Raw genomic sequence first — 24,835 nt, forward strand, 5'->3', positions numbered from 1 at the left:
CTCCACGAGCGTGACGTCCGGGATGCCGTCGGCCAGCTCCCTGGCGTGCGCGGGCGGCGTGGCCGGGTCGGCGCGGCCGGCCACGACGAGGGTGGGCACGGTGATGGACGCGAGCTCGCCGCGCAGGTCGTAGGCGGCCAGGGCGTCGCAGCAGGCGGCGTACGCGGCGGGGTCGGCGGCGGCCACGTCGTCCAGGAGGTCCTGGCGGGGCGGCCCGGCGAACCAGCGGCCCACGCCGGCCTCCAGCAGCGGCCCGGTGCCCTCGGCCCGGACCAGCGCGGCCCGCTCCCGCCAGGAGGCGGGGTCGCCGAACCGGGCCGAGGAGCAGACCATGGCGAGGGAACGCACGCGCCCGGGGTGGCGGGTGGCCAGCGTGGCGCCGATCGCGCCGCCGATGGAGACGCCCGCGTAGTGGAAGCTCTCCATGCCCTCGGCGGCGGTCGTCTCCAGCACCAGGGCGGCCAGGTCGTCCAGGCTCGCGAACGGCTGCGCGGGCGAGACGCCGTGGCCGGGCAGGTCGTACCTGAGGACGCGGAAGGTGCGGGCGAGCGCGGGCACCTGCGCGTCCCACAGGCGGGTGGAGGTGCCGAGCGACGGCCCGAGCACGAGCGGCTGCCCCTGTTCGGGGCCGTCCAGACGGTAGTGCAACATCACGGCTGTGCCTCGTTGTCCATGCCCGGCTCGACAGACGCGCGGCCGGGGATCTCGTCGGTCAAGGCTCGGTCCCCTTGCGCGCGGCCGGGGGTCTCGGCGGTCAGGGCTCGGTCCACGAGCGCGGGTGCTGGGCCGGGGTCTTCGGGGACGGTCAGGTTGGCGCGCATGCGGCCGGGGTGTACGCGCAGGCCGGTGACGAGTTCGGCGGCGTCGCGGGCGGCGCCGGCCACCAGGCGCAGCGCCTCGCGCAGCGGCTGCCACTCGGCGTGCCAAGCTCCGGACGGGCGCTCGTCCTCGGCGGTGAGGGAGCCGTAAAGGATCGCGGCGAGCGACGGCACCTGCCGGGCCGCCGCGGCGATCATCGTGGCCCTGACGGGGTTGTGCTTGTGCGGCATGGACGACGACCCGCCGCCCACGCCCTCGGACAGCTCCCCGATCTCGGTGCGCGACAGCACCAGCACGTCGGCCGCGAGCTTGCCCAGCGCCCCAGCGGTGAACGCCAGCGCCCCGGCCAGGTCGGCGACGGGAGTGCGCACCACGTGCCACGGCAGCCGAGGCTCGGCCAGCCCGAGCTCGGCGGCGAACGCCCCGGGCAACCGCAGCGCCGTATCGACGCCTTTCTCCCCGAACGCGGCGAGGGTGCCGGCGGCGCCGCCCAGTTGGGCGGGCAGGGCCTGGCGGGCGGATGTCAGGCGGGTGCGGGCGGCGGTGGCAAGTTCGTGCCAGCCCGCCGCCTTGAGGCCGAACGTCGTGGAAACGGCCTGCTGCGTGAGCGTCCGCGCGGCCATCGGGGTGTCGCGGTGCTCGGCCGCCAGCGCGGCGAGCCGGTCGACCACCTGATCCAGGTCGGCCAGGACGAGTCCGAGCGCGCGGCGGGCGATGAGCATGAGCGCGGTGTCGACGATGTCCTGGCTGGTCGCGCCTCGGTGCACGTACGCGCCGTGCGGCGTCGCGGCCTGGCGCAGGTCCTCCACCAGCGGGATCACCGGGTTGCCGCCGGAGCGGGCCCGCTCCACCAGGCCCGGCAGGTCGAACGCCGCCGCGCGGGCGGCGGCGGTGACGGCCACGGCCGCTTCGGCGGGCGCCAGGCCGAGGGCCGCCTGGGCGCGCGTCAGCGCCGCCTCGGCGTCCAGCATGGCCTGGAGCACGGCGGCGTCCCCGGTGGCCTCGGCCGCCCCGCGCATCGGGGACAACAGCCCGAGGTCGGCCACCGCACCGCCGGGCCCCGCCGTGGAGGCGGGATCCGGCGGGGGTCCTTGATCAGCCGAAGTCAAGGAAGACCGTCTCCTTCTCGCCCTGCAGGTGGATGTCGAAGCGGTGCACGCCCTCGCGCTCCTCGGCCGCCACCAGCGTGGCCCGCCGCTGCGGCGGCAGGGAGTCCAGGAAGGCGTCCTGACCGAGGTAGATGCGGGTGTAGAGGTGGTGGAGCAGGCCGCGGGCGAACACGCACACGCTGATGTACCCGTTTCCCGGCCGCACCGTACGCAGGACCCAGTGGCCGTCGGCGTCGGTGGGGACCCGGCCGAAGCCGGTGAAGTCGACGCCGTTCCTGCCGATGACCGCGCCGTTCACCGGGTCACGCCGCAACGAGCCGGGCCTGCCCCGCAGGTCACCGTCCTCGTCGGCCTGCCAGAACTCCAGCAGCGCGTCCGGCACCGGCGCGCCCGCGCCGTCGTAGACGTACCCGTGGACGGTGATGCCGCCGAGCGCGATGTCGCCGCCGCCGGGGAACGGCAGGGCGTACCCGTAGAACGGGCCGACCGTCTGCGAGGGGGTGGGGTTCATCGGCCTTCCTCCATCCAGGTCGCGGCGGGGCCGTCGAGCACGATGTCCCACCGGTAGCCGAGCGACCACTCCGGCTGCGACAGCTCGTGCGCGTACGTGGCGACCAGCCGCTGCCGGGCGCTCTCGTCGGTGACCGACTGCAGGATCGGGTCGTACGGGAAGAGCGGGTCGCCCGGGAAGTACATCTGGGTCACCAGCCGCTGGGTGAAGGCGGTGCCGAACAGCGAGAAGTGGATGTGCGCCGGCCGCCAGGCGTTGACGTGGTTGCGCCACGGGTACGCGCCCGGCTTGATCGTGGTGAAGCGGTAGCGGCCGTCGTCGTCGGTCAGGCAGCGGCCGACGCCGGTGAAGTTGGGGTCGAGCGGCGCGGGATGGTCGTCGCGCTGGTGCAGGTAGCGGCCGGAGGCGTTGGCCTGCCAGATCTCCACGAGCTGGCCGCGCACGGGATGGCCGTCGCGGTCGAGGACGCGGCCGGTGACGGTGATCCGCTCGCCCAGCGGCTCGCCGAGGTGCTGCTGGGTGAGGTCGTTGTCCAGCGCGGTCACGTCGGTGACGCCGAAGGCGGGCCCGTTCAGCTCGGCCGCCTCGGGGTCCTTGATCGCGACCAGCGGCTGCTTGGGGTGGCGCAGGAGGGTGCTGCGGTAGGGGGTGTAGTCGCGGGCGGGGTGGCCGGAGGGTCCGCCGCCGGAACCGGTCAGCTCGGCGATCTCGCGGTCGATGTCGGCCTGATTGAGGGGTTCGGACATGACGCTACCTTTCGAGTACGACGGCCAGCCCCTGGCCGACGCCGATGCACAGGGACGCGACGCCGGTGCCCGAGCCGGCCGCGGCCAGCCGGTGCACCACAGCGCCGGTGACGCGGGCGCCCGACGCGCCGAGCGGGTGGCCGATCGCGATCGCTCCCCCGTCGGGGTTGACGATGGCGGGGTCGAGGTCGGGCAGCTCGGCCAGGCAGCCGAGCACCTGCGCGGCGAACGCCTCGTTCAGCTCGGCGGTGTCCAGGTCGGCGAAGCGCTTGCCGGCCTTGGCCAGCGCCCTGTTCACGGCCTCGACGGGCCCGAGCCCGAAGTAGCGGGGCTCCAGGGCGCTGGCGCCGCTCGCCACGACGCGGGCGAGGGGTTCGCGGCCGCGCAGCCCGGCCTCGTCGGTCAGCAGCAGCGCCGCGGCGCCGTCGTTGAGCGGGGAGGAGTTGCCGGCGGTGACGGTGCCGCCGTCCTTGCGGAAGACGGGCTTCAGCTTGGCCAGCGCTTCCAGGGAGGTGTCGTGGCGGATGCCCTCGTCGCGGGTGAGCCCGGCGACGGGCACGATCTCCCGCGCGAGGTCGGCCTTGGCCGCCTTCTGGTGGCTGGCCAGCGCGTACGCGTCCTGCTCCGCGCGGGTGATCCCGTGCTTGTCGGCGATCAGCTCGGCGCCCTCCCCCAGCGCCACCGTGTGCTCGGCGGGCATCTTCGGGTTGACCAGCCGCCAGCCGAGCGTCGTGGAGACGAGCTCCTGGCCGCCGGCCGGGAAGGCCTTGTCGGGCTTGGGCAGCACCCACGGCGCGCGCGTCATCGACTCGACGCCGCCCGCGATCACGGTCGAGGCGTCGCCGACGGCGATGGCGCGGTAGGCCTGGATGACGGCCTCCATGCCGGAGCCGCACAGGCGGTTCACGGTCGCGCCGGGCGTGGTCACGGGCAGCCCGGCGAGCAGCGCGGCCATGCGGGCGACGTTGCGGTTCTCCTCGCCGGCGCCGTTGGCGTTGCCGAGGATCACCTCGTCGGCGCCGTCCAGGCCGTTCCGCTCGGCCAGGGCCGCGACGACGTGGGCGGCGAGGTCGTCGGGGCGGATGCCGGCGAGCGCGCCGCCGTAACGGCCGAACGGCGTGCGTACGGCGTCGACGATGTAGACGTCCTTCATGCGGTGACCTCCGCGTCGGTACGGGAGCGCAGCTCTTCCACGCTCACCCCGGGCGCGCACTCGACCAGCTTCAGCCCCTCGCCGGTGATGTCGAGGACGCCGAGGTCGGTGATGATGCGGTGGACGCACTCCTTACCCGTCAAGGGCAGCGAGCACTCCTTGACGATCTTCGGAGCGCCGTCCTTGGCGGTGTGCTCGGTGATGACGATGACCGTGCGGGCCCCGTGGACGAGGTCCATCGCCCCGCCCATGCCCTTGACCAGCCTGCCGGGCACCATCCAGTTGGCCAGGTCGCCGCGGGCCGAGACCTGCATCGCGCCCAGCACGGCCACGTCGATGTGGCCGCCGCGGATCATGCCGAACGACATCGAGGAGTCGAAGAACGACGCCCCCGGCTGCACGGTCACGGTCTCCTTGCCGGCGTTGATCAGGTCGGGGTCGAGCTCGTCCGGCTTCGGGTACGGGCCGACGCCGAGGATGCCGTTCTCGGAGTGCAGGACGACGTCCACGCCGGCCGGCAGGAACGACGGGATGCGGGTGGGCAGGCCGATGCCCAGGTTGACGTAGTCGCCGTCGCGCAGTTCGGCCGCCGCCCGCGCGACCATCTCGTCGCGGGTCCAGCTCATGAGGTCGTCCTCTTCTCGATCGACTTGTCGGCGGCCTGCTCCGGGGTGAGCACGAGGACGCGCTGGACGAACACGCCGGGCAGGTGGACCTCGTCGGGGTCGAGTTCGGTCAGCTCCTCGACCTCGGCGATCGTGACGCGGCCGGCCATGGCGGCGAGGGGGTTGAAGTTCCTGGCGGCCTTGTTGAAGACGAGGTTGCCGTACCGGTCGCCCTTGGCCGCCCGCACCAGCGCGAAGTCCGTACGGATGCTGTGCTCCAGCACGTACGGCCGGCCGTCGAACTCGCGCACCTCCTTCGGCGGCGAGGCGGCCGCGACGGAGCCGTCGGGGTTGTGGCGCAGAGGCAGGCCGCCCTCGGCGATCGGCGTGCCGACACCGGCCGGGGTGTAGAAGGCGGGGATGCCGGCGCCGCCGGCGCGCAGGCGTTCGGCGAGGCTGCCCTGCGGGGTGAGCTCGACCTCCAGTTCGCCGGACAGGTACTGCCGGGCGAACTCCTTGTTGTCGCCGATGTAGGAGGCGGTGACGCGGGCGATGCGCCCGGCCGCCAGCAGGACGCCGAGGCCGCCGCCGTCGACGCCGCAGTTGTTGGACACCACGCCGATGCCGGTGGCGCCGGTGTCGTAGAGGGCCTGGATCAGCACGTTGGGGATGCCGCTGAGGCCGAAGCCGCCGACGGCGAACGACGCGCCGTCCTGCACGCCCGCCAGCGCCTCCGCGGCCGTGGCGACCACCTTGTCTCTTGGCACGACGCTCCGTTCGCCCAGATGTGTTCGCCCTGCGAACTTTAGTTCACTATTGTGGTGTTTCGAGTATCTGCACGGGGGGCTGTCCTGTCAAAGCCCTTCGGGAGGGAAACGCCCTTCGGGCAGGAGGCGGGAGGCGGAGCCGATGGAAGCGGCCGGAACCCTGGAGCGCGGCCTGGCCGTGCTGCGCGCGCTGGCCGCCGACCCAGGACGGCCGGCGCGGGCGACCGACCTCGTCCGCGCGACCGGCCTGGCCCGCTCCACGGTGGACCGGGTGCTCGGCACGCTCGCCCACCTCGGCTACGTACGGCTCGACGGGCGCGACGTACGGCTCGCGCCGCGCCTGATGGAGGTGGGCGAGGCGTACCTGAGCGGCAGCGGGCTGCGCGACGCGCTCGCGCCGGTCGCCGAGCGCCTGGCCGAGGAGCTGGACGAGTCGGTGTCGCTGGCGGTGCGCGACGGCGACGGGGTGCGCTTCGTCGTGCAGGTGACCCGGCGGCGCACGATGTCGGTCACCTTCCGGGTCGGCGACCTGCTGCCCGCCGACCGGTGCGCGGCCGGCCTGGCCCTGCTCGACCCGTCGGCTCCGTACGCGCTGGACGACCAGCTCATCGAGCCCGGCCTGATCGCGGTGGCGGCGCCGGTGCGGGAGCCGGGCGGGCGGGTCGCCTGCGCGGTCAGCGTCGTCAGCCACACCAGCCGCCACACCGCGACGGGCCTGCGCGACCACTGCATGCCCGCCGTGCGCAAGGCGGTCGCCGAGATGGAGGCGGCCCTGACCGGCCACCACCCCACCGACTCCCCGGCGCTGTCTCCCGCCGCGTCCGGCGCGGCCCCGCGGGAGTCGGCTGTTGTCGTGGGTGATGCCGCGCGGAGCGCGAAGCGGGAGCTCGGCATGGGGTTCCTGCAGTCGCTGGCCCGGGGCCTGGCCGTGCTGGTGGCGCTGGGGTCCGCGCGGGGCGGGCTGACCCTCGCCGACTGCGCCCGCGCCACCGGCCTGCCCCGGGCGACCGTGCGGCGCGCGGTCCAGACCCTCCAGAACCTCGGCTACGCCGCCGCCGACGGCGGCCGCTGCACGCTGCTGCCCAGGGTGCTGGAGCTGGGGTACGCGCACCTGTCCGGGCTGACGTTCGGTGAGATCGTCCTGCCGCATCTGACCGACCTGGTGGCGCGGGTGCGCGAGTCGGCGTCCGTGGCGATGCTGTCGGGCGACGACGTGGTCTACGTCGCCAGGGTGCAGACGGTCGGCATCATGAGCGTCGACATCACCGTCGGCACCCGGCTGCCCGCGTACGCGACCTCGATGGGGCGCGTGCTGCTGGCCGGGCAGCCGGAGGAGCGGCTGGCCTCGATCGTCCCGCGGCGGCTGTCGCCGCACACCGTCACCTCGCGGGCCGAGCTGACGGCGGCCGTGCGGCGGGCCGCCGCGGACGGGTACGCCCTGGTCGACCAGGAGCTGGAGGAGGGCGTCCGGTCGATCGCGGTCCCGGTCCGCGACCGCGCCGGCCGTACGGTGGCGGCCGTGAACGTCGCCACGCACGCCGGTCGCGACGGCGCCGCCGACCTCGTGCACCGCGTCCTGCCCGCCCTCAGGGAGAGCGCGGCCCGGATGGAGGCCGACCTCGCCTACACCGCCTGCGCCGTCGCTCAGCGCGGCTGACCGGAGCTCAGCGCCGAGTGGCGTCTGCTGTAGGCGAAGTAGAGGACCAGCCCGAGGGCGAACCACGCGGCGAAGCGCAGCCACGTCACCGGGTCGAGGAACGTGATCAGCCAGATCGAGAACAGCACCCCGATGGCCGGCACCACCGGCATCCCCGGCGTGCGGAACGAGCGCGGCAGGTCGGGCCGGCGGTAGCGGAGCACGATCACGGCCACGCACACGACCACGAACGCCAGCAGGATGCCGATGTTCGTCAGCTCGGCGGCCTCCCGGATGGGCAGGAAGCCGGCGATCACCGCGGAGGCGGCGCCGACGATCCAGGTGACCCGGGACGGCACCCGCCGCACCGGGTGCAGGCGGGCGAACCAGCCCGGCAGCAGCCCGTCGCGGCTCATCGAGAACCACACGCGGGTCACGCCCAGCATGAACGTGAACATGACGGTGAGGATGCCGACGATGGCGCCCACCGCGATCACCGCCGCCAGCCCCGACAGCCCGACCGAGGCGAACGCCGAGGAGAAGCCGCTCTCCGGGTCGATGTCCCGGTAGTTCTGCATGCCGGTCAGCACGAGCGTGGCCAGCACGTACAGGATCATGGAGATGACCAGCGAGTAGACGATCGCCCTGGGCATGTGCCGCTGGGCGTCGCGCGACTCCTCGGCGGCGGTGCTCATCGCGTCGTAGCCGAACACCGCGAAGAACACCGTGGCCGCGCCGGTGATCGCGCCGCCGACCCCGAACGGGAAGAACGGCGTGTAGTTGGCGGTGTTGATGTGGAAGAAGCCGACCACGATGACCAGCAGCACGACGGCGACCTTGATGCCCACCACGAACGTCTCGAAGCGGGCCGCGGCGCGGATGCCGAGGTTCAGCAGGGCGGCGATCAGCAGGCACAGCACCACCGCGAACAGGTCGACCACGTGCCCGTCACCGGTCCCGGGCGCGCCGAGCATCCAGGCGGGCACGGTGAGGCCGAGCTGCTGGACGAGGAAGCCGAAATATCCGGAGATGCCGATGGCGACGACGGCCACGATCGCGGTGTACTCCAGCAGCAGGTCCCAGCCGATGAACCAGCCGACGATCTCCCCCAGGACCGCGTACCCGTAGGTGTAGGCCGAACCCGCCTTCGGGATCATGCCGGCGAACTCGGCGTACGAGAACGCCGCGGCGGCGCTGGCCACCCCGGCGATGAGGAACGACACCAGCACGGCGGGACCGGCGGTCTGATTGGCGACCGCGCCCGCCAGGGCGAAGATGCCCGCCCCGATGATGCCGCCGACGCCGATGGCGGTCAGCTGCCACAGCCCGAGCGAACGGGACAGCTCCCCTTCGTGCTCGGTGGCGATCTCCTCCACCGGCTTGCGCCTGAACACGCTGTCCGAAGCGACCATGACGCCCCCCACTGCCGATCGATCGACTCCGTGGGTGCGACCTTCCCTCGCGGGGGCCGCCTAAGCAGGCCAGGCCGCGGAGCGGTCTCTGAGCACGTTCTTCTGGATCTTTCCGGTCGAGGTCTTCGGCAGCTCGCCGAAGTACACCGCCTTGGGGGCCTTGAAGTGCGCCAGCCGGCCGCGTACGTGCTCGATCAGCTCGGCGGCGGTAGCGCTCGCGCCCGCGGCGAGGGTCACGTACGCGATGGGCACCTCGCCCCAGTGCGCGTCGGGCCGGGCGACGACCGCGGCCTCCTGCACGGCGGGGTGGCTGACGAGGGCGTTCTCGACCTCGACGGAGGCGATGTTCTCACCGCCGGAGATGATCACGTCCTTGGCGCGGTCGACGAGCTGCACGTAGCCGTCGGGGTGCAGCACCCCCAGGTCTCCGGTACGGAACCAGCCGTCGGCCGCCGCCTTCTCCGTGGCCACCGGGTCGCGGTGGTAGCCGACCATCACGTCGTTGCCGCGTACCGCGATCTCGCCGATCGTGGCGGCGTCGGCGGGCACGTCGCGGCCGTCCTCGCCGACGACGCGGACGCGCTGGGCGATCACGTTGCCGACGCCCTGTCGGGCGGTCAGCGCGGCCAGCTCCTCGACGCCGAGTCCGCTCCACTCGGGCTGGGGCTGGTTGATGACCGCGGGGCCGTACGTCTCGGTGAGCCCGTACAGGTGGATGACGTCGATGCCGGCCTGCAGGGCCCGGCCGAGCAGCGCGGGGCTGGGCGGGGCGCCGCCGACGCAGGCCAGCAGGCGCGGATCGAGGGCGGCCGTGGGCGCGTCGGCGTGCGCCAGCAGCGACGTCAGCACGGTCGGGGCGCCGCACAGGTGGGTGACGCGGTGTTCACGGATCAGCGCCCACGCCTGGCCGGGGTCGACCTTGCGCAGGCAGACGTGCCGGGCGCCGGCCAGCGTGACGGCCCACGGGAAGCACCAGCCGTGGCAGTGGAACATGGGCAGCGTCCACAGGTAGCCGCTCGCGGCCTCCAGCCGGGTGTGCAGCGCCATGGCCAGGGCCTGCAGGTAGGCGCCGCGGTGGTGGTAGACGACGCCCTTGGGGCGGCCGGTCGTGCCGCTGGTGTAGTTGATCGACAGCGGCGCCAGCTCGTCCTCCACCGGCACCAGCAGCGGCTCGGCGGCGTCGAGCAGGGTCTCGTACTCGGCGGTGGACACGAGCCTGGGCTTCTGCCCGCTCTCCTCGGCCGCCGCCGTGGCCAGGCCGGTGAGTTCGTCGTCGTGCAGCAGGACGGACACCTCGGCGTGGCCCAGGATGTAGGCCAGCTCACCGGACGACAGCCGGATGTTCAGCGGCACCATGACCGCGCCCGCCCCCGGCACGCCGAACGTCGACTCCAGCAGCAGGTGGCCGTTGGGAGCGAGCACCGCGACGCGGTCGCCCGGCCGCACGCCCAGCCCCGCCAGCGCCCCGGCCAGCCGGCGCGCGCGCTGCCACAGCTCGGCGTACGTGAGCCGCAGGTCGCCGTCCACGACCGCGAGGCGCGGCCCGAACACGGCCGCGGAGCGCTCGAGGAAGCTCGTGGGAGTCAGCGGTTCGAACGACAGAACGGACATTCGACCCTCCTAACGGACACCCAATGATCGTCGCACGCCCGCCGCCCGCCCAGAAGCCCTCACATGTTGCGGAACTCCCGCCACCCCCGCGCGAGGGCGACCACGAAGATCGCGCAGAAGGCGACGGCGAAGGCCTCCCTGGAGATCGCCAGACACCCCAGCGCGACCGCACCCAGCACGATGAGGATCGTGACGAACACCCGGTCGTCCATGAGCCCGGCCGAGCGCTCGGGGTACTCGACCGACGACGGGAACGGCTCCCATGACCGTCCGCACTGCGGGCACTGCCACGGCTCGGCCGGGGCCATGACAGGGGGGTGACACCGGTGCACGCGTCCTCCACGGATGATCTCGTCAAGCAACGCCGTCCAGAATGCCGCCGAACCTCACCGCACGCATCAACGAGTTCCGCCGGTCGGCGGTCACGAGACCTGGAGCCCCTGTCTCATGCCGGTGCACGCCCGCGATTCTGGACGCCGTCCAGGATCACGTCGAGCCCGTCGACGAACCAGTCCCTGCCCCGTTCCGGGATGGGGTGCCGGACCAGCCGCCGCAGCCGCGGGAACCGTTCGAGATCGACGTCGAGGAGACGCCTCTGCCAGTTCAGGCCGGGATCGTCCGCCTGGCCGTCGCCCCGCTCGCCGAGAACGACCCGGACACTTCCCTGGACGTAGTTGTTCACGGTCATGATCACGCGGGCGGCGGCGTGCGGCTCCAGGCCGAGAGGCTCCAATGCCTCCAGGGCCCATTCCATCGCCGCGAACGACTCCGTGCCGAACGGCGGGGCGACGCTGCTCGTGGCGTCGAGCATCCACGGATGCTCCAGGAACATGCGCCAGTCGGTACGGGCGAGCGCGTGCACGCGTTGCCGCCAGTCCATGCCCTCCGGGTCGGGATAGGCGTACCTTCCCGTCATCTGATCCACCATGGCCGAGATCAGGTCGTCCTTGTCGGCGATGTGCCGGTAGAGCGACATGGTGCCCGACCCCAGGCGCTCGGCCACGCGCCGGATGGAGACCACTTCGATGCCGCGCTCATCGGCGACCATGATCGCGGCGGCCGCGATGCCCTCCCTCGTGAGAGGGGCGGCGGTGCGCGGTCGTCTGCTCACGCCTGCTCCGCTCTCTGACGTCACCCGGGCTTGCCTCAGCATATCGCCATGGGTACACCGTACCCATGGACGAGGAGTGCGCGATGAAGACCTCCGCCCCGCCGCGTGCCATTTTCAGCATGATCGAGGGCTACCGGCCGATCACGAATCTGCTGGGCACCGGAGACCCGAATGTTCACAAGATCGATGACACGTGGTGGATGTTCTTCGGCGGGTTCCAGCGCAACTTCCGGAACAACCTGTTCAGCGCGAGCCTGCCGAGGGGCGCCGAGCTTCAGGACGGCGCGGACTGGACCATCACGACCGACCCCGACCGCCCCGGCAGGGCGCTCCCCCTGATCGACCAGCCAGGGAAGGGCGAGTGGGACCACTACGGGCTGCATGAGCCCTGCTTCGTCACCGGAATGACGCGGACCCCCGCGGGTGACCGGGTTCCGTGCCGGCGTATCTACTACACGGGCAGAAGCTCCCGCAAGGTCATGGGTAACGACAAGCCGTTCTCGATCGGCTTCATCGAGAAGACATCCGGCGGATGGAGGCGGAATCCCGAGCCGGTGATCGTCGGCGACTCCAGGAACCCGAGCACCCTCGGCCCGAAGGTCGTGTTCGCGGACGGGAAGTGGCGGATGTGGTTCCGTGCGGCACCGGGGGAATCCGCGAAGGGGAAGCACCCGGTCGCGGAGATCCATTACACGGAGAGTGAGGACGGGATCGGCGGATGGGCGCGGCCCCGGCCGTTCTACTCCCGCGCCGAGGGCTTCGCGCACGCATACGTACGGGCGGGCGCGTCGTCGTACGAAATGCTCCTCAGCAAGAGCCCCAACCTCTTCGGCGAATCGCACTATCCGCCGCAGAAACTCTGGCTGAGCACCTCGTCCTCCCCCAGCGGCGACGTGCGCGACTGGTCGGCACCCGAGGTCGTCCTGGACGCGGCGGACGGCCCGCCCTGGCTCCGGAACGGCTTCTTCGGTTCGAGCCTGTGCGCGGACGACGCCCCCGACGCCGCCCATCTCCGCCACGTCTTCTTCACTGGAGTCCACGCGACGATCAACTGGCCGGGCCACGCGATCCGGAGGCTCGCCTCGCTCCGGCCACCGCCGGTGCCATCCCCGTTCTACTTCACCATCGGCCATGTCATGGTGAACCTGGCCGGCACATCCCCCCGACGCGATCCGATCTAGACGCGGCCCCTCAGACCTGAAGCGTGGGTCCGGAGACCTCCAGGCGGAAACGGCACCAGACCGCTGCCGCCGGACACCTGCTCGCGGAACCGGCCGCTGATGTCGTCGGGTGCGCGGCGGGGCACGAAACCGCGTCATCGACCCTCGCCAGTGAGACCCTCGCCAGTGAATCGACGCGCACAGAATTGCCTGTTCACCTGACGCGCTGTGGATGCCCTGCCGCCGGGCGGCGCGCCCGGCGGCGTCGATCACCAGGTCACACGTCGCACCGAACCATGCCCGGGATCGGGTCGTCCGGGTTGTGAACGTGGACGGCGGGCATGTAGCCCCACGCTTGGTTCTTCGGATCGACGACCACTCGGTCGCCCTGGGTGTGGTACCAGACGTTGTCGCCGCCGGGGTGCACGCGTATGCAATCCCAGCACAGGAACCAGCTCCTGGTGGATTCCACGATCCCGACTTTTGTGGTGTTCCGGTAGACGCCTGCGCCGGCGTCGTTGTCGCAGTACCAGGTTGGACTTCCGACAGGTCGTCGCCGCGCTGCCGGAGGTGCTCGCGGTCGCGGGAACGGATCCTGTCAGGAGCGCTCCAGCGGCGATCGCGGCCGATCCTGCCGACATCGACGCCGAGCCCGCCGCCAACGGCACCGCCGCGTTCCTGCGCGGCCGGGGACGGTGACAGCTCAGGAGCCGGCGGCGGCGCGCATGCGGTCGAAGTTGGCGACGTACTGCCGGTAGACGTTCCGGTCGTTGAGCCGCAGCAGCGTCTCGTCGTTGCGGCGCAGGGACGTCTCGTTGTAGTTGTGGCTGCCGGTGAAGATCCAGTGGGCGTCGCGGCCGCCGTCGTAGGAGCCCTCGACCAGCAGGTACTTCGAGTGGATCCGGCCGGGCAGCGCGCCGCCGGACCCGAGGGAGCTCAGCTCGACCCGCGGCTGCGCCTCCAGGATCGCCTTCACCTCGTCGTCCATGATCCCGTACACGATCTTGACCTCGCACCCGCCGGCGGCCAGGTCACGCAGGCGCTCGGCGATCGCGACGCGGGAGGCGTCCCACTCGGACATGCCGACCCTGATCGCGGTGCCGCCGGAGCAGGAGACCTTGGCGAGGTCGTCCACGACGGGGTCGCCGCTCGCCTTCGGGAAGAACTGCGCCCGCACCGAGCCGCCGCGGGCGCCGGTCTGGACGACGCGGAAGTAGTCGAGGTTCTTCCGCTCGGCGGCCAGGTCGGCGAAGTAGGCGTCGTACGCGGCGTACAGGCGCTTGTTGCCCGGCAGGACGACGGCGTTGTTCCAGTACGTGGTCGAGTTCAGGTCCGTGAGGTTGGCCGAGGACTGCACGACCACGTCGGAGGCGTCACCGGCCCGCGAGAACAGGTAGAACTTGTTGTGCTGCCCCTTGTTCCCGACGCAGGCCGCCGTGCCGCCGGACATCGGCCCGGTGCACACGTGCAGCCACGAGCGGGCGGTGACGTCGGTGCCCAGCTCGGCGGCGAGCCGCGCGGCGACGGCCGCTCCGCGCCGGTCGCCGTCCAGGACGACGCGCACACCGACGCCGCGCCGGTGGGCCTTGACCAGCTCGGCGGCGAACTCCGAGCCCGCCGTGCCCGACATGACGAAGTGCGCGACCTGGATGCTCGCGCCCGCCGGGGTCTGCCGGACGAGCCCGCAGAGCGTCCGCACGATGGCTACCGGGTCGCCGCCCACCGGCTCGCTGAAGACCGCTCCTGTCGCCACCGGCGCCTTGGGGGCGTCGGCGCAGGGGGACGCGGCCGTGCCGGAGCCCGCGCCCGTGCCGGTGAGCACGGAGGCGGCCAGGGCGGCGGCGGACAGGACGGACAGGGACGGGCTGAACATGCGAACTCCTCCAACGTTTCGGCCACCCTTGATCATCCGATTACGGGCTGGTCCGATACCGATCGTGGAGGCCCTCCCGCTGATCACGGTGACGCCCGCCAGAAGAGCCTCTGAACGATCAGCGAACATCTCGCGGTCGGCGCCCCGCCGTTTCGGCCGGGCGTCCGGGGAAGAGGACCGCGGTCCGGGAACGCGGAAGCGAGGGATCATGAGCGACGGATACGACCGGGTGGCGATCGTGACGGGGGCGGACTCGGGGATCGGCAAGGCCACCGCCGTGGCACTGGCGGAGCAGGGGTTCGACGTCGGCATCACCTACCACGAGGACCGCGACGGGGCCGAGGAGACGGCGGAGCTCGTACGCGGCCTGGGGCGCGCGCCCGCCGTGCGCCGGCACGACCTCACCGACCCCGAACGGGCGTCGGCGGTCGTGGACGAGCTGGCCGAGGAGCTCGGCGGGCTCGGCGTGCTGGTGAACAACGCCGGCACCGGCAGCCACGAGCCGCTCCTGGACATGGGCTTCGACCGATGGCGGCAGGTGCTGGCGGTGGACCTCGACGGCCCGTTCCTGTGCGCGCAGCGGGCGGCGCGGCGCATGGTCGCGACCGGCCGGGGCGGGCGCATCGTCAACGTCACCAGTGTGCACGAGGAGTACCCGAAGGTGGGCTCGGGCCCGTACTGCGCGGCCAAGGGCGGGCTGCGCATGCTCAGCCGGGTGCTCGCGCTGGAGCTGGCCGAGCACGGCATCACCGTCAACACGGTGGCCCCTGGCGAGATCGCCACGCCGATGACCGGCCAGGAGGACATGCCGCCGCAGCCGGGCAGCCGTCCAGGGAACCCCGTCCCCCGGCCGGGTGACGCCCGCGAGGTCGCCGCCGTCGTCACCTTCCTGGCCGGGCCCGCCGCCTCGTACGTGACGGGGACGACGGTGTTCGTGGACGGCGGGATGACGATGATGGGCCCCCAGGGCGTCTCCGCCCTCAGCTCGGGCGAGTGGCGCAAGCTGTAGGCGCAGGTGTGCCTTCAAGGGGCCGGGCCAGCGGCGAGTGCACCCTCGGCCCACGCGCGGATGGAGGCGCAGCGAGGACCGTGACCCGGGCCCGGTCGTCTCGTCGCGACGAGATCTGCTGCCGAATCGCGCCTTCCGAGATCCGCCGTTGCCGCGCACGTCGTGTCGCTCATGGCGGAGGACGTGCGCGTCCGGGGAGATCCGTCAGTCTCGGTTGTCGCGCGGCCCGCACGCCCGCATGGCGGTCGAAGTACGTGCTGCCGCCCCTTCCGGCCAGTGGCCGACCCGTCACCAGCGACCCGCCATGCTCGCCGCTCGCGGGCAGGAGGGTCCGCCGGCGGCGGGCCGCGCGCCGGCACGCCGATTCCGGTGGCGGGCGCGACGTGGCACAGTCTTGGCCATGAGCCGCCCTTCGATCTTCGAGTGCGCGGGCGGCGAGGACGCCTTCCTGGCCCTCGCCGCCGCGCATCACCGGCGTTGCCTGCTCGACCCGGTGCTGAACCACCCGTTCTCCCGGGGCACGCGCCCCGACCACGTGCGTCGCCTGGCCGACTACTGGGGCGAGCGACAGGCGCTGCGGGCCTACATGGTGTGGGCTGTCGACGACGTCCTGACCTGCGCGCCGCCCGGCTCCGAGGTCCCGGCGGGCCTGCGGGTGCCGCGCTGGTCATGGCACGGGCTGGAACGGCGGTGAGCCGGCCGATGACGGTTCTACGCAACGTCTTCCACGTGCCCGCCGCCCCGGACGCGGTGCTCGCGCACCTGAGCGAGCCGGCGAGCTACGTCGGCCTGTCGCCCCTCGTGGTGGAGGTGCGCGACGTGCGGCGCGAAGCCAGGGAGATCCGGTACGTCTGCGTGGAGCGGTTCCGTTTCCTGCGCGTGGTGACGTACGACAACCTCATCGAGGTGACGCTGCGGCCGACCGGCGACGGCATCGAGGGCGAGGTGGACAGCCCCGGCGGCGTGCGAATGGGCTACCGCTTCGCCCTGGCCGCCGCCGACGGCGGGACCGAGGTCACGGACGTCCTCGACGTGCGTGCCACGCTGCGCCCCGTGCAGCGGTACGCCGCCCGCAAGGCCCGCGAGGTGCAACTCGCCCGCGCCAAGGTGCTCACCGAACGAGCCCCGGCACTCTGACGTCCACCGCCGCCCGGCCCTCGGGCGCCTCAGAGGGCGGCGGGGAAAGGGCCGTCGATGTCGGGCTCGCCGACGATCCTGACGCGTACGTGGGCGAAGTCCGGCACGCCACCGCTCACCGGGGAGTGCTCAGGCCGGAGGTCATCACGTCGATCAGCAGGTCGTAGCTCTCGTCCAGTTTCTCGGGGAGCCCGAACCCGCCGCCGGTCTCCAGCATCGAGAATCCGTGAACCGCCGCGCGCACGCAACGGGCCGCGTGGATCGCCGCCGAATCGCTCAAGCCGTACGCCCGCAGCGCGGCCAGCACGATGCCGACCAGCCGGGAGCCCGCCTCGGCCAAGCCCGGATCCGGGGTCTGGAGCATGGCCGAGTAGCGGCGCGGATGGCGCAGGACATACGAGCGCCAGCTTTCCATCAGCGCCCGGACCGCCTCGTCTCCCGACCGGCCGAGCACGGCCGCGCCCACCTCGTCGGCTATCTCGCCCATGATCCGGATGGAGACGAGTTCGCGCAGTTCGGCGAGGTTGCGTACGTGCTTGTACAAGGACGGTGTGGCCACGCCCGCCCGGGCGGCCACCGCCGAGAGGGTCAGCCCCGGCTCGCCCTCCTCGTCGACGAGCCCCAGGGCGATCTCCACCACCGCTTCACGGGACAACGCCGCCCTGGCCATCAATGGCGCCTCCTTCTGGTCATGTCCTGCACGTTCCGGCGGCCTCGCCCGCCATGGTCAGTCCTTGAGGAAGCCGAGGACGGCCTGGGCGACCTCGGCCGGGTACTGCGCGTGGGGATAGTGTCCGGCTCCTTCGATCATGGCCACGCTGCCCACCCCGGGCGCCATTCCTGCGACGATACCGTTCGCCTCGGTCTCGGGGCCGGCCCAGTCAGGGTCTTGGCGGCCCATCACGACCAGGGCGGGACACCGGACGTCGCCCAGGCACTCGCCGGCGTCGACAGGCGCCGACTGACCCATCTTGCTGACCACTGCCATCCGGCCCGGCCGGCGCAGATCGGCCTCGAGCGCGGTGACGTACTCGGCGTGGTCGGCGGGCTTGACGCCCGGGTGGGCGACGTCGAGGTAGCTCTTCCACAGGCGGACGCTCCTGAACAGCGCGGCGCCCATGAGCCGCGTCACTCCCCTGCGGTGCAGCGGGTTGCGCAGCAGCCCGCCCACGTCGACCTTCTGCGGCCGCGTGAACGGGCCCAGTTCGATGACCGCGTTGACCAGTTCGGGGTGCCGGGCCGCCACGATGGTCGCGGACCCGCCGGAGAACGAGTGGCCCACGACGACGGCAGGCCCGCCCAGGTGCCGGATGAGCGCGGCGATGTCGCCGGCCACGTCGGTACGCGTGTAGGAGGACCAGCCCACGCTCGACTCGCCGTGCCCTCGGATGTCCATGGCGGCGACCCGGTATCGGGCCTCGACCAGCAGCGGCGCCAGGTGGCGGAACGCTCCGCGGCCGTTACCCACGCCGTGGGCCAGCACGATCAGCGGCCCTTTCCCTGACACCTCGTACGCGATCTGCCCATCGCCGACGTTCAGGAACTCAGTCATCTCCGCCTCCAGGCTTAAAATATTAGCTCCAAAGCTAATCCCATTAGCCTACGACGTCAACCTGGTGCGGCGTGGCTCAGAAAGGTCGGCACCAGCGGGTCCCGGTCGTTACGCCCTACGGCACCGGTCCACGTAGGGGACGGGGGGTGCGGCCGGCGGCCCGCCACCTCGGACAGGCGGCGAAGGTGTCGCCGTGCCCGGGTCGTCGGAGTGGCGGAAGACCGTGCTCTGATCGCCAGCTGGCGGTAGATTTTAAATCAACCGCTTGACTTAATCCCGACATGTCGATTTACTGTCGCTGAAATCGCAGGTCAGAGGAGGTCACAGTGAGCCAAGGTGACGTACAGCAGACGCTGAGCTATCCCATTCCCAGCGAGGCGGCCCTGGAACCGCCCGCGGAGTGGGCCCGCCTGCGCCAGAAGTGCCCGGTCGCGAAGGTACAGCTGCCCAGCGGCGACGAGGCGAAGCTGGTGACGCGTTACGACGACGTCAAGCAGGTCCTCGCCGACCCGCGCTTCACCCGCCAGCTCACCGCGGACGACGCGGCGCGGCTCACCGACAGCGAGTCGGGCGGCGTGTTCAACAGCGAGATGTCGAAGATCATTCCCGATCACGGCGAGGGTCACCTGCGCTGGCGCCGCCTGGTCGGCAAGTGGTTCACCGCCAAGCGCATGGCGGCCCTGCGGCCCCAGATGGCCGCCATCGCCGAGCAGCTCATCGACGAGATGGTCGAGCGCGGCCAGCCGGCCGACCTCAAGGCGAGCCTCGGCTTCCCGCTGCCCGTCTACGTGATCTGCGACATGCTCGGCGTGCCCGCCGACGACCGCGACCGCTTCTCGCGCTGGTCCGACATGCTGCTGAACCTCACCCGTTACACGGGCGAGGAGAGCACCGCGGCGCAGGTGGAGTTCTTCACGTACATGTCCGGGCACGTGGCCGCCAAGCGGGCCGAGCCGGGCGACGACCTGCTCAGCGAGCTGATCAAGCAGAGCGCCGTCGAGGGCGAGGGGCTGTCCGACATGGAGCTGCTGGCCACGGGCATCGGCCTGCTGGTCGCCGGGCATGAGACCACCGCCAACATGATCGGCAAGATGGTCTCGATGCTGCTGGCCGATCGTACGCGCTGGGAGGCGCTGCTCGCCGACCCGTCGCTCGTCCGCACGGCGGTGGAGGAGTCGCTGCGCTTCGACGCCAACTCCGGCTTCGGCCTGCCCCGCTACCTGCCCGAGGAGGCGGAGGTCGGCGGGACCGTGCTGCCCCGTGGCACCACCGTGATCTGCAACATGGCCGCGGCCAACCGCGACGACGGCGCCTTCGAGAACGCCGGCGAGATGGACCTGCGGCGCAGCCCCAACCCGCACCTGGCCTTCGGCTCCGGCGCCCACTCGTGCCTCGGTCAGTCCCTGGCCCGCACGGAGCTGCAGGTCGTGCTGGAGGTGCTGCTGCGCAGGCTGCCCACCCTGGAGCTCGCGGTGCCGGTCGACGACCTGCAGCGGGTCGAGGGGCTCATCGTCGGAGGGTTGCGCGAAGTACCGGTTCGGTGGTGACCGTGCCCGCCAGGGCCGTGCACCCCGGGCGGGCCGGCGCCACCCGCGAGCAGATCCTGACCGCGGCGGAGCGCCTCTTCGCCGAGCACGGGGTGTACGCCGTGTCCAACCGTCAGGTCAGCGAGGCCGCCGGGCAGGGCAACAACGCGGCGGTCGGCTACCACTTCGGCACCAAGGCCGACCTGGTGCGGGCGATCATGCGCAAGCACGCCGCCCCGATGGAGTCCGTCCGCCGTGAGCTGGTGGCGGAGACGGACGACGCGGCCGGCGTACGGGGGTGGGTGACGTGCCTGGTGCGCCCGATAACCACCCATCTGGCGGCCCTGACGCACCCGACGTGGTTCGCGCGGTTCGCCGCCCAGGTCATGACCGACCCGGTGCTGCGCCCGATCATCATGGAGGAGGCGCTCACCTCGCCCACGCTGCAGCGGATCATCGACGGACTGAACCGTTGCCTGCCGCACCTGCCCGCCGAGGTGCGGGCCGAGCGCGACGACATGGCCCGCCAGCTCTTGGTCCACATGTGCGCCGAACGGGAGCGGGCCCTCGCCGAGGGCCGGCCCACCTTCCGGTCCAGCTGGCACGACGCCGGGACCGGGCTGATCGACGCGATCACCGGCTTGTGGCTGGCCCCCGTCACGAGCCCCGAGTAATCAGCACGAGCAACCAGCACGAGTAACAGAGGGAACCAGGATGAAAGTCACCGTTGACGAGGAAAAGTGCTGCGGCGCGGGCCAGTGCGTGCTGCTCGCGCCGGACGTTTTCGACCAGCGCGAGGATGACGGCATCGTGGTGCTGCTCGACGCGGCGCCGTCCGAGGAACTGCACGCGACGGTGCGCGAGGCGGCGGCCGTCTGCCCCGCGGCCGCGATCGACGTGGACGAGAGCGCGTGAGCGTGCCGTCCGGTGTGGTGGTGGTCGGCGCCTCCGCGGCCGGGCTGGCCACCGCGGAGGCGCTGCGCCGTAAGGGCTACCGCGGCGAGGTGAGCGTGGTGGGCGCCGAGCCGCACCTGCCGTACGACCGTCCGCCGCTCTCGAAGCAGGTTCTGTCGGGGGCCTGGGCCCCGGAGCGGGCCCGGCTGCGGACGGAGGAGGCGCTGGCGGGGCTGCGGGCCGAGTTCGTGCTCGGCGACCCGGCGGTGGCCCTGGACGCGGCGGCCCGCACGGTCCGCACGGCCTCCGGGCGTGTCCTGGGCGGTGACGCCGTGGTCGTGGCGACGGGGCTGCGGGCCCGCAGGCTGCCCGGCCAGGACGGGCTGTCCGGCGTCCACGTGCTGCGCACCCTGGACGACGCCCTGGCGCTGCGGGCCGAGCTGCGGGAGTCCGTAAGGCTCGTGGTGGCCGGCGAGGGAGTGCTCGGCGCGGAGATCGCCGCGACCGCGCGCGGGCTGGGGGCGGAGGTCACCATGGCGGGCCCGCAACCGGCGCCGCTGGCCGCCCAGCTCGGGCCGATGGTCGCGGACCTGCTGGCCGGGCTGCACGCCGAGCGCGGGGTCGCCCTGCGGCTCGGCACCGGCGTCACCGGGCTGACCGGGCAGGACGGCCGGGTCACCGGCGTGCGCCTGGGCACCGGCGAGGTGCTGCCGGCCGACGTGGTCGTGGTCGCGATCGGCGCCGAACCCGCGACCGGCTGGCTCGCGGGCAGCGGGCTGCGGGTGGCCGACGGCGTCGTGTGCGACTCGCGCTGCCGCGCGGCCGAGGGCGTGTACGCGGTCGGCGACGTGGCCCGCTGGGAGCACGCCACACTGGGCTCGCTGCGGCTGGAGAACCGGACCAACGCCGTCGAGCAGGCGCTCGCCGTCGCCGACAACATCCTCGGCGCCGAGCGGCACTACAGCCCCGTGCCGTACTTCTGGACCGACCAGTTCGACGCCAGGATCCATGTGTACGGGCTGCCGTCGGCCGCGGCCGAGGTGAGCGTCGTGGAGGGCGACCCGGCCGGGCGCCGCTTCGTCGCGCTCTACCGCGAGGACGGCCGGGTCACCGGCGTGCTCGGCTGGAACATGCCCAAGCAGGCCCGCCTGCGCCGCCAGGAGCTCGTCGAAGCCCTGACCCCGGCTTTGTGACGCGCGCTCATCCGCTCCGCGAGTCGTCGCGGCCGAAGCCTTCGAGCGACTCGCGTTCCTCCTCGGTGCGCAGCTCCTGGAAGACGGTGATGTGCAGGCCGGCGGGCGCGTCAAGGCGGGCGTTGAGCGACTGCCACGGCGTGACCACGGGCGGCGCGATCTCCGTGGCGCCCGCCTCGACCAGCCGCCCGGTCGTCCCGCGGGTGTCGTCCACCTCGAAGGCCACCCGGATGCGGGGGGCCACCTGCCGGCCCACCTCCACCTCGTCGATCATCTTCTTCTGCGCAGGGTCGGCGATCTCGAGCGTGGCGCGGCCGGCGTCGAGGATCGCCACGCGCGCGCCGTCGCCACTGGAGAAGGCGGCCTGCTCGGGGAGGCCCAGCACGTCGCGGTAGAAGGCCAGCGCGGCCTCGTAGTCGTCCGCCTCGACCACCAGCCTGAGCTGGCGGACAGCGGGTTTGTCCGCGGGAGAGGTCATGGGGTCTCCTTCGCCGGTGCGACGGTCGTGGTGCCCTGATCAACCGCCCTGCCGCGTCGTTTCATCCCGTCGTACGGGGCCCGTGCGAAGCGCTAGCCGCGGCCGTACCTGTCCTCGGCGCGCCAGAAGTACCAGAAGCCGGCCACCAGGGCGACCACGGCCCAGACCAGGCACGACAGCCACACCGCCTGCGGCGGGTTGTGGCTGCCGATGAGGATGTCGCGCATCCACTCGATGTACGAGGCCGCCGGGTTGAGGTACATCGCCGTGGCCACCCAGTCCGGCAGGCCGGCGGTGCCGACCACCTTGTCGTGGATGGCGAAGAACACGCCGGAGGCGTACAGCCAGGTGCGCATGATGAACGGCAGCAGCTGGTTGAGGTCGCGCAGCTGGGCGCCGAGGCGGGCCAGCACCAGACCGGCGCCGATGTTGAACAGCGTCTGCAGCACCAGCACGACCGGGATCATCAGCCAGAACCACGTCACCGGCTCCCCGGTGATCAGCACGATGATCACCAGCACGCCCATGGAGATGACCAGCTGCTGCAGCTCCTGGATCGTGTACGCCAGCGGCAGCGAGGCGCGCGGGAAGTGCAGGGCTCGGATCAGCGACAGGTTCCCGGAGATGGACCTGGCCCCGGCGCTCACCGTCCGCTGCGTGTAGGTGAAGACGAACATCCCGGTCAGCAGGAACGCCGTGTAGTTCTCGATGTTCCTGCTGCCGCCCAGGATGAGGCCGAACATCACGTAGTAGATCGCGGCGTTCAGCAGCGGGGTGATGACCTGCCAGAGCTGCCCGAGGGCCGAGCCGGAGTATTTCGAGACGTTGCGCGAGGTGGCGTACGTCAGGACGAAGTGCCGCCGCTGCCAGAGCTGGCGCAGGTAGACGGGGAACCTGGGCCGGGCGATGGCGGGGCGCAGCCCGTGCCGGCGGGCCAGCTCCGCCAGCGACTGCGGTGCGGTGTCTTCCACTTGGCTCATGTGCACCTCGTGACCGATGGGGCCGTACGGTTGACGATCATTCCCCTCCCCCGGGGACGGCGATCCCGTTCCTGGCGGGAGCGTCGTTCTCAGGTGGCAGCGTACGGCCGCAGCGCCTGGTCGACGGATTCGCGCATCGCCTCGCCGAGGGGGCCTTCCGCGGTCAGGGCCCACACGATGAGCGTGCCGTTGTAGGCGACGTGGACCGCGCGGGCCAGCGGGCCGACGTCGGCGGGGCCGGAGAGCTCCCCGGCGCTCACGGCGTCCGCGAGCAGGCCGGCGATCTCGTCGTGGGTGCGGCGGGCGTGCTCGGCCGCGTGCGCGCGGAACTCCGGGTCGGTCAGGTCGAGCTGGAGGAAGCCGAGGCTGCCGGCCAGCTCGCGCGGGCCGGCGACGCCCTCGGCCAGGCGGGCGAGGGCCGCCCGCAGCGCCTCCAGCGGCGAGCCGTGCTCCTTCCTGGCCCGCTGGAACGGCAGCCCGGCCACCTCGGCGGCATGAGCGGCGAAGGCGAGCAGCAGCCCGCGTTTGGAGCCGAACCGCTGCACCAGCGTGGCGGGGGCGAGGCCGGCCTCCTGCGCGACCGCGGCCAGCGTGAGCCCTTGCGGCCCATGGCGCTCGATCGCGCGCGCGGTGGCCCGCAGGATCGCCTCGTCGCTGGTCGTACGCGGTCTGCCCATACGGTTCTCCCGGAGGTTTCCTGAATGCGCGTTTAGAAATTAGCAGCACCGTCCCGGCTTCAGTACGGCGGGAGCACGCCCGTCACCGCGAAGCGTTCGACGGTCGCGACGTGTCCACCGGTGGAGGCGACGACGGTGAGCGTCCTGCCGGGCACGGCGGCGTAGGCCACCCGGGCCGACCAGGGGGCGTCCTCGCCTCCGGCCGGTACGCAGCACTCCTCGCCCGCCGGGCCGCCGGAACCCGGGCGCAGGACCTGGATCCTGATGCTCTCGTCCACGCCGGTGATGCGCCCGCCCACGGTCAGCGGGGAGCCCGCGGTCGCGCCGTACGAGGGACGGGTGAGGGTGAACGAGGTGTCGTCGGTTCCGACGACCTCCCAGGGGGCGTCCTCGCCTGTTCCGTACCGGACGAGGTGGACGACGGCGGCGACGAGCGGGCGGCGTACCTCCTCGCTGCGGAAGCCGACGTGGACGCGGGCGTGCCGGCCGTCGAGGACCGTCTTGACGGCCTGGTCGATCTCGGCGAAGCCGAGGTAGTCGCGGGTGAACGCCAAGGCGGTGCGGCGGGCGTCCAGGTGCCAGGCGCCGGTGCCGTTCTCGCGGTGGGCGCGCTGCCAGGCGGCGACCTCCTCGGGGCCGGAGAAGGGCCACAGCGGCTGGTAGTGGCCCGCGACGAGCACCTCGCGGCCCTCACCCGGATCGGGCCGTCCATCGCTCGCGCCGGGAGCCGGCGTGCCGGAGGAATCGGAGGTGCCGGTGGGCGCGGGCGTGCCGGTGGGCGGCGTGCCGGTCGGCGCGGGTGTCCCGGTGGGGTCCGGCGTGCCGCCGGACGGGGTGGCGGGCGGGGGGGCGGCTGGGTCTTATACCCATCTGACG

The 24,835-nt window shown here is 72.5% G+C and carries 29 protein-coding genes; 10 read left to right on the forward strand and 19 right to left on the reverse strand.

Translation table 11 applies throughout. The annotated features are described in order from the left end of the window. The 7 genes from E1286_RS31720 to E1286_RS31750 form a co-directional block, all read right to left on the reverse strand. A partial coding sequence (locus E1286_RS31720; RefSeq protein WP_132618288.1) for an alpha/beta fold hydrolase occupies positions 1-651 on the reverse strand: 651 nt, incomplete at its 3' end. Further along, complete coding sequence (gene pcaB / locus E1286_RS31725) at positions 651-1,928, reverse strand: 3-carboxy-cis,cis-muconate cycloisomerase (protein ID WP_246075392.1); 1,278 nt, start codon at positions 1,926-1,928, stop codon at positions 651-653. The genes E1286_RS31720 and pcaB, both read right to left, overlap by 1 nt. After that, positions 1,915-2,439 carry a protocatechuate 3,4-dioxygenase subunit alpha gene (pcaG, locus tag E1286_RS31730; protein ID WP_132618290.1) on the reverse strand — a complete coding sequence of 175 codons (525 nt, stop codon included), beginning with the start codon at positions 2,437-2,439 and terminating at the stop codon, positions 1,915-1,917. Before pcaG ends, pcaB begins: the two co-directional genes overlap by 14 nt. After that, a complete protein-coding gene (gene pcaH, locus E1286_RS31735; protein WP_132618292.1) occupies positions 2,436-3,185 on the reverse strand; it encodes a protocatechuate 3,4-dioxygenase subunit beta in 750 nt (249 codons plus the stop codon). Before pcaH ends, pcaG begins: the two co-directional genes overlap by 4 nt. Positions 3,186-3,189: 4 nt before the next feature. Beyond that, positions 3,190-4,338 (reverse strand): thiolase family protein, encoded by a 1,149-nt coding sequence (locus tag E1286_RS31740; RefSeq protein WP_132618294.1) that lies wholly within the window; start codon positions 4,336-4,338, stop codon positions 3,190-3,192. Continuing rightward, positions 4,335-4,964, reverse strand: a complete 630-nt coding sequence (locus tag E1286_RS31745; RefSeq protein ID WP_132618296.1) for a CoA transferase subunit B — start codon at positions 4,962-4,964, stop codon at positions 4,335-4,337. The genes E1286_RS31740 and E1286_RS31745 overlap by 4 nt, the downstream gene beginning before the upstream one ends. Continuing rightward, the gene (locus E1286_RS31750) at positions 4,961-5,710 is read right to left on the reverse strand and encodes a CoA transferase subunit A (RefSeq protein WP_132618298.1); all 750 of its coding nucleotides are present in this window, start codon (positions 5,708-5,710) and stop codon (positions 4,961-4,963) included. Before E1286_RS31750 ends, E1286_RS31745 begins: the two co-directional genes overlap by 4 nt. A gap of 142 nt (positions 5,711-5,852) precedes the next feature. Here E1286_RS31750 and E1286_RS51785 point away from each other — a divergent pair, with 142 nt between their 5' ends. Further along, complete coding sequence (locus tag E1286_RS51785; protein ID WP_132618300.1) at positions 5,853-7,367, forward strand: IclR family transcriptional regulator domain-containing protein; 1,515 nt, start codon at positions 5,853-5,855, stop codon at positions 7,365-7,367. Here E1286_RS51785 and E1286_RS31760 read toward each other — a convergent pair. The 4 genes from E1286_RS31760 to E1286_RS31775 form a co-directional block, all read right to left on the reverse strand. Beyond that, positions 7,355-8,758, reverse strand: coding sequence for an amino acid permease (locus tag E1286_RS31760; RefSeq protein WP_132618302.1), 1,404 nt, complete (start codon positions 8,756-8,758; stop codon positions 7,355-7,357). The two genes, E1286_RS51785 and E1286_RS31760, sit on opposite strands and share 13 nt — an antisense overlap. A 60-nt stretch (positions 8,759-8,818) precedes the next feature. Beyond that, positions 8,819-10,369, reverse strand: coding sequence for an AMP-binding protein (locus E1286_RS31765; RefSeq protein WP_132618304.1), 1,551 nt, complete (start codon positions 10,367-10,369; stop codon positions 8,819-8,821). Between the two features lie 59 nt (positions 10,370-10,428). Further along, complete coding sequence (locus E1286_RS31770; protein WP_132618306.1) at positions 10,429-10,677, reverse strand: hypothetical protein; 249 nt, start codon at positions 10,675-10,677, stop codon at positions 10,429-10,431. Between the two features lie 137 nt (positions 10,678-10,814). Next, complete coding sequence (locus E1286_RS31775; protein WP_246075393.1) at positions 10,815-11,480, reverse strand: TetR/AcrR family transcriptional regulator; 666 nt, start codon at positions 11,478-11,480, stop codon at positions 10,815-10,817. Positions 11,481-11,563: 83 nt separating this feature from the next. On the opposite strand from E1286_RS31775, the gene E1286_RS31780 reads away from it, so the two are divergent. Beyond that, positions 11,564-12,661, forward strand: a complete 1,098-nt coding sequence (locus tag E1286_RS31780) for a hypothetical protein (protein ID WP_132618310.1) — start codon at positions 11,564-11,566, stop codon at positions 12,659-12,661. A 256-nt stretch (positions 12,662-12,917) separates the two neighbouring features. On the opposite strand, the gene E1286_RS31785 is transcribed toward E1286_RS31780, so the two are convergent. Further along, complete coding sequence (locus E1286_RS31785) at positions 12,918-13,112, reverse strand: hypothetical protein (RefSeq protein ID WP_132618312.1); 195 nt, start codon at positions 13,110-13,112, stop codon at positions 12,918-12,920. A 62-nt stretch (positions 13,113-13,174) separates the two neighbouring features. Here E1286_RS31785 and E1286_RS48225 point away from each other — a divergent pair, with 62 nt between their 5' ends. Beyond that, positions 13,175-13,339, forward strand: coding sequence for a hypothetical protein (locus E1286_RS48225; protein ID WP_165970005.1), 165 nt, complete (start codon positions 13,175-13,177; stop codon positions 13,337-13,339). A 4-nt stretch (positions 13,340-13,343) separates the two neighbouring features. Here E1286_RS48225 and E1286_RS31790 read toward each other — a convergent pair whose 3' ends face one another. Next, positions 13,344-14,513 carry a phospholipase D-like domain-containing protein gene (locus tag E1286_RS31790; RefSeq protein WP_132618314.1) on the reverse strand — a complete coding sequence of 390 codons (1,170 nt, stop codon included), beginning with the start codon at positions 14,511-14,513 and terminating at the stop codon, positions 13,344-13,346. A gap of 208 nt (positions 14,514-14,721) precedes the next feature. Here E1286_RS31790 and E1286_RS31795 point away from each other — a divergent pair, with 208 nt between their 5' ends. The 3 genes from E1286_RS31795 (at position 14,722) to E1286_RS31805 (ending at position 16,659) form a co-directional block, all read left to right on the forward strand. Then, positions 14,722-15,522, forward strand: coding sequence for an SDR family oxidoreductase (locus E1286_RS31795; RefSeq protein ID WP_132618316.1), 801 nt, complete (start codon positions 14,722-14,724; stop codon positions 15,520-15,522). Between the two features lie 400 nt (positions 15,523-15,922). Next, a complete protein-coding gene (locus E1286_RS31800) occupies positions 15,923-16,216 on the forward strand; it encodes a globin family protein (protein ID WP_132618318.1) in 294 nt (97 codons plus the stop codon). Positions 16,217-16,224: 8 nt separating this feature from the next. Further along, positions 16,225-16,659 (forward strand): SRPBCC family protein, encoded by a 435-nt coding sequence (locus E1286_RS31805; protein WP_246075394.1) that lies wholly within the window; start codon positions 16,225-16,227, stop codon positions 16,657-16,659. A gap of 115 nt (positions 16,660-16,774) precedes the next feature. On the opposite strand, the gene E1286_RS31810 is transcribed toward E1286_RS31805, so the two are convergent. Both E1286_RS31810 and E1286_RS31815 read right to left on the reverse strand, forming a co-directional pair. Continuing rightward, entirely contained in the window at positions 16,775-17,329 is a 555-nt protein-coding gene (locus E1286_RS31810; protein WP_132618322.1) for a TetR/AcrR family transcriptional regulator, read from the reverse strand. Positions 17,330-17,386: 57 nt separating this feature from the next. After that, entirely contained in the window at positions 17,387-18,211 is an 825-nt protein-coding gene (locus E1286_RS31815; protein ID WP_132618324.1) for an alpha/beta fold hydrolase, read from the reverse strand. Between the two features lie 326 nt (positions 18,212-18,537). Between E1286_RS31815 and E1286_RS31820 the strand changes: the two genes are divergently transcribed. The 4 genes from E1286_RS31820 to E1286_RS31835 are packed head-to-tail and all read left to right on the forward strand — an operon-like array spanning position 18,538 to position 21,824. Next, positions 18,538-19,758 (forward strand): cytochrome P450, encoded by a 1,221-nt coding sequence (locus E1286_RS31820; protein WP_132618326.1) that lies wholly within the window; start codon positions 18,538-18,540, stop codon positions 19,756-19,758. Next, on the forward strand, positions 19,752-20,411 hold the full coding sequence (locus tag E1286_RS31825) for a TetR/AcrR family transcriptional regulator (RefSeq protein WP_165970006.1): 660 nt from the start codon (positions 19,752-19,754) through the stop codon (positions 20,409-20,411). The genes E1286_RS31820 and E1286_RS31825 overlap by 7 nt, the downstream gene beginning before the upstream one ends. A 40-nt stretch (positions 20,412-20,451) precedes the next feature. Beyond that, entirely contained in the window at positions 20,452-20,652 is a 201-nt protein-coding gene (locus E1286_RS31830) for a ferredoxin (protein ID WP_132618328.1), read from the forward strand. After that, positions 20,649-21,824: an NAD(P)/FAD-dependent oxidoreductase gene (locus E1286_RS31835; RefSeq protein ID WP_132618330.1), complete on the forward strand. Its 1,176-nt coding sequence runs from the start codon at positions 20,649-20,651 to the stop codon at positions 21,822-21,824. Before E1286_RS31830 ends, E1286_RS31835 begins: the two co-directional genes overlap by 4 nt. Positions 21,825-21,831: 7 nt before the next feature. On the opposite strand, the gene E1286_RS31840 is transcribed toward E1286_RS31835, so the two are convergent. The 4 genes from E1286_RS31840 to E1286_RS31855 form a co-directional block, all read right to left on the reverse strand. After that, positions 21,832-22,302: a VOC family protein gene (locus tag E1286_RS31840; protein ID WP_132618332.1), complete on the reverse strand. Its 471-nt coding sequence runs from the start codon at positions 22,300-22,302 to the stop codon at positions 21,832-21,834. 92 nt (positions 22,303-22,394) lie between these two features. After that, positions 22,395-23,282: an ABC transporter permease gene (locus E1286_RS31845; RefSeq protein WP_132618334.1), complete on the reverse strand. Its 888-nt coding sequence runs from the start codon at positions 23,280-23,282 to the stop codon at positions 22,395-22,397. A gap of 89 nt (positions 23,283-23,371) precedes the next feature. After that, the gene (locus E1286_RS31850; RefSeq protein WP_132618336.1) at positions 23,372-23,959 is read right to left on the reverse strand and encodes a TetR family transcriptional regulator; all 588 of its coding nucleotides are present in this window, start codon (positions 23,957-23,959) and stop codon (positions 23,372-23,374) included. Between the two features lie 59 nt (positions 23,960-24,018). Beyond that, positions 24,019-24,639, reverse strand: a complete 621-nt coding sequence (locus E1286_RS31855; RefSeq protein ID WP_132618338.1) for a hypothetical protein — start codon at positions 24,637-24,639, stop codon at positions 24,019-24,021. Positions 24,640-24,835 lie beyond the last annotated feature (196 nt).

The organism is Nonomuraea terrae (assembly GCF_004348995.1).
Lineage (GTDB): Bacteria > Actinomycetota > Actinomycetes > Streptosporangiales > Streptosporangiaceae > Nonomuraea > Nonomuraea terrae.

Excerpts from the sequence above, each read along its gene's own strand:
- E1286_RS31745 (WP_132618296.1), bottom strand. The coding sequence starts at position 4,964 with ATGAGCTGGACCCGCGACGAGATGGTCGCGCGGGCGGCGGCCGAACTG.
- E1286_RS51785 (WP_132618300.1), top strand. The coding sequence starts at position 5,853 with ATGGAAGCGGCCGGAACCCTGGAGCGCGGCCTGGCCGTGCTGCGCGCG.
- E1286_RS31760 (WP_132618302.1), bottom strand. The coding sequence starts at position 8,758 with ATGGTCGCTTCGGACAGCGTGTTCAGGCGCAAGCCGGTGGAGGAGATC.
- E1286_RS31790 (WP_132618314.1), bottom strand. The coding sequence starts at position 14,513 with ATGTTCAGCCCGTCCCTGTCCGTCCTGTCCGCCGCCGCCCTGGCCGCC.
- E1286_RS31850 (WP_132618336.1), bottom strand. The coding sequence starts at position 23,959 with ATGGGCAGACCGCGTACGACCAGCGACGAGGCGATCCTGCGGGCCACC.
- E1286_RS31795 (WP_132618316.1), top strand. The coding sequence starts at position 14,722 with ATGAGCGACGGATACGACCGGGTGGCGATCGTGACGGGGGCGGACTCG.
- pcaH (WP_132618292.1), bottom strand. The coding sequence starts at position 3,185 with ATGTCCGAACCCCTCAATCAGGCCGACATCGACCGCGAGATCGCCGAG.
- E1286_RS31815 (WP_132618324.1), bottom strand. The coding sequence starts at position 18,211 with ATGACTGAGTTCCTGAACGTCGGCGATGGGCAGATCGCGTACGAGGTG.
- E1286_RS31800 (WP_132618318.1), top strand. The coding sequence starts at position 15,923 with ATGAGCCGCCCTTCGATCTTCGAGTGCGCGGGCGGCGAGGACGCCTTC.
- E1286_RS31810 (WP_132618322.1), bottom strand. The coding sequence starts at position 17,329 with ATGGCCAGGGCGGCGTTGTCCCGTGAAGCGGTGGTGGAGATCGCCCTG.
- E1286_RS31830 (WP_132618328.1), top strand. The coding sequence starts at position 20,452 with ATGAAAGTCACCGTTGACGAGGAAAAGTGCTGCGGCGCGGGCCAGTGC.
- E1286_RS31780 (WP_132618310.1), top strand. The coding sequence starts at position 11,564 with ATGAAGACCTCCGCCCCGCCGCGTGCCATTTTCAGCATGATCGAGGGC.
- pcaG (WP_132618290.1), bottom strand. The coding sequence starts at position 2,439 with ATGAACCCCACCCCCTCGCAGACGGTCGGCCCGTTCTACGGGTACGCC.
- E1286_RS31840 (WP_132618332.1), bottom strand. The coding sequence starts at position 22,302 with ATGACCTCTCCCGCGGACAAACCCGCTGTCCGCCAGCTCAGGCTGGTG.
- E1286_RS31805 (WP_246075394.1), top strand. The coding sequence starts at position 16,225 with ATGACGGTTCTACGCAACGTCTTCCACGTGCCCGCCGCCCCGGACGCG.
- E1286_RS31770 (WP_132618306.1), bottom strand. The coding sequence starts at position 10,677 with ATGGCCCCGGCCGAGCCGTGGCAGTGCCCGCAGTGCGGACGGTCATGG.
- E1286_RS31740 (WP_132618294.1), bottom strand. The coding sequence starts at position 4,338 with ATGAAGGACGTCTACATCGTCGACGCCGTACGCACGCCGTTCGGCCGT.
- E1286_RS31765 (WP_132618304.1), bottom strand. The coding sequence starts at position 10,369 with ATGTCCGTTCTGTCGTTCGAACCGCTGACTCCCACGAGCTTCCTCGAG.
- E1286_RS31845 (WP_132618334.1), bottom strand. The coding sequence starts at position 23,282 with ATGAGCCAAGTGGAAGACACCGCACCGCAGTCGCTGGCGGAGCTGGCC.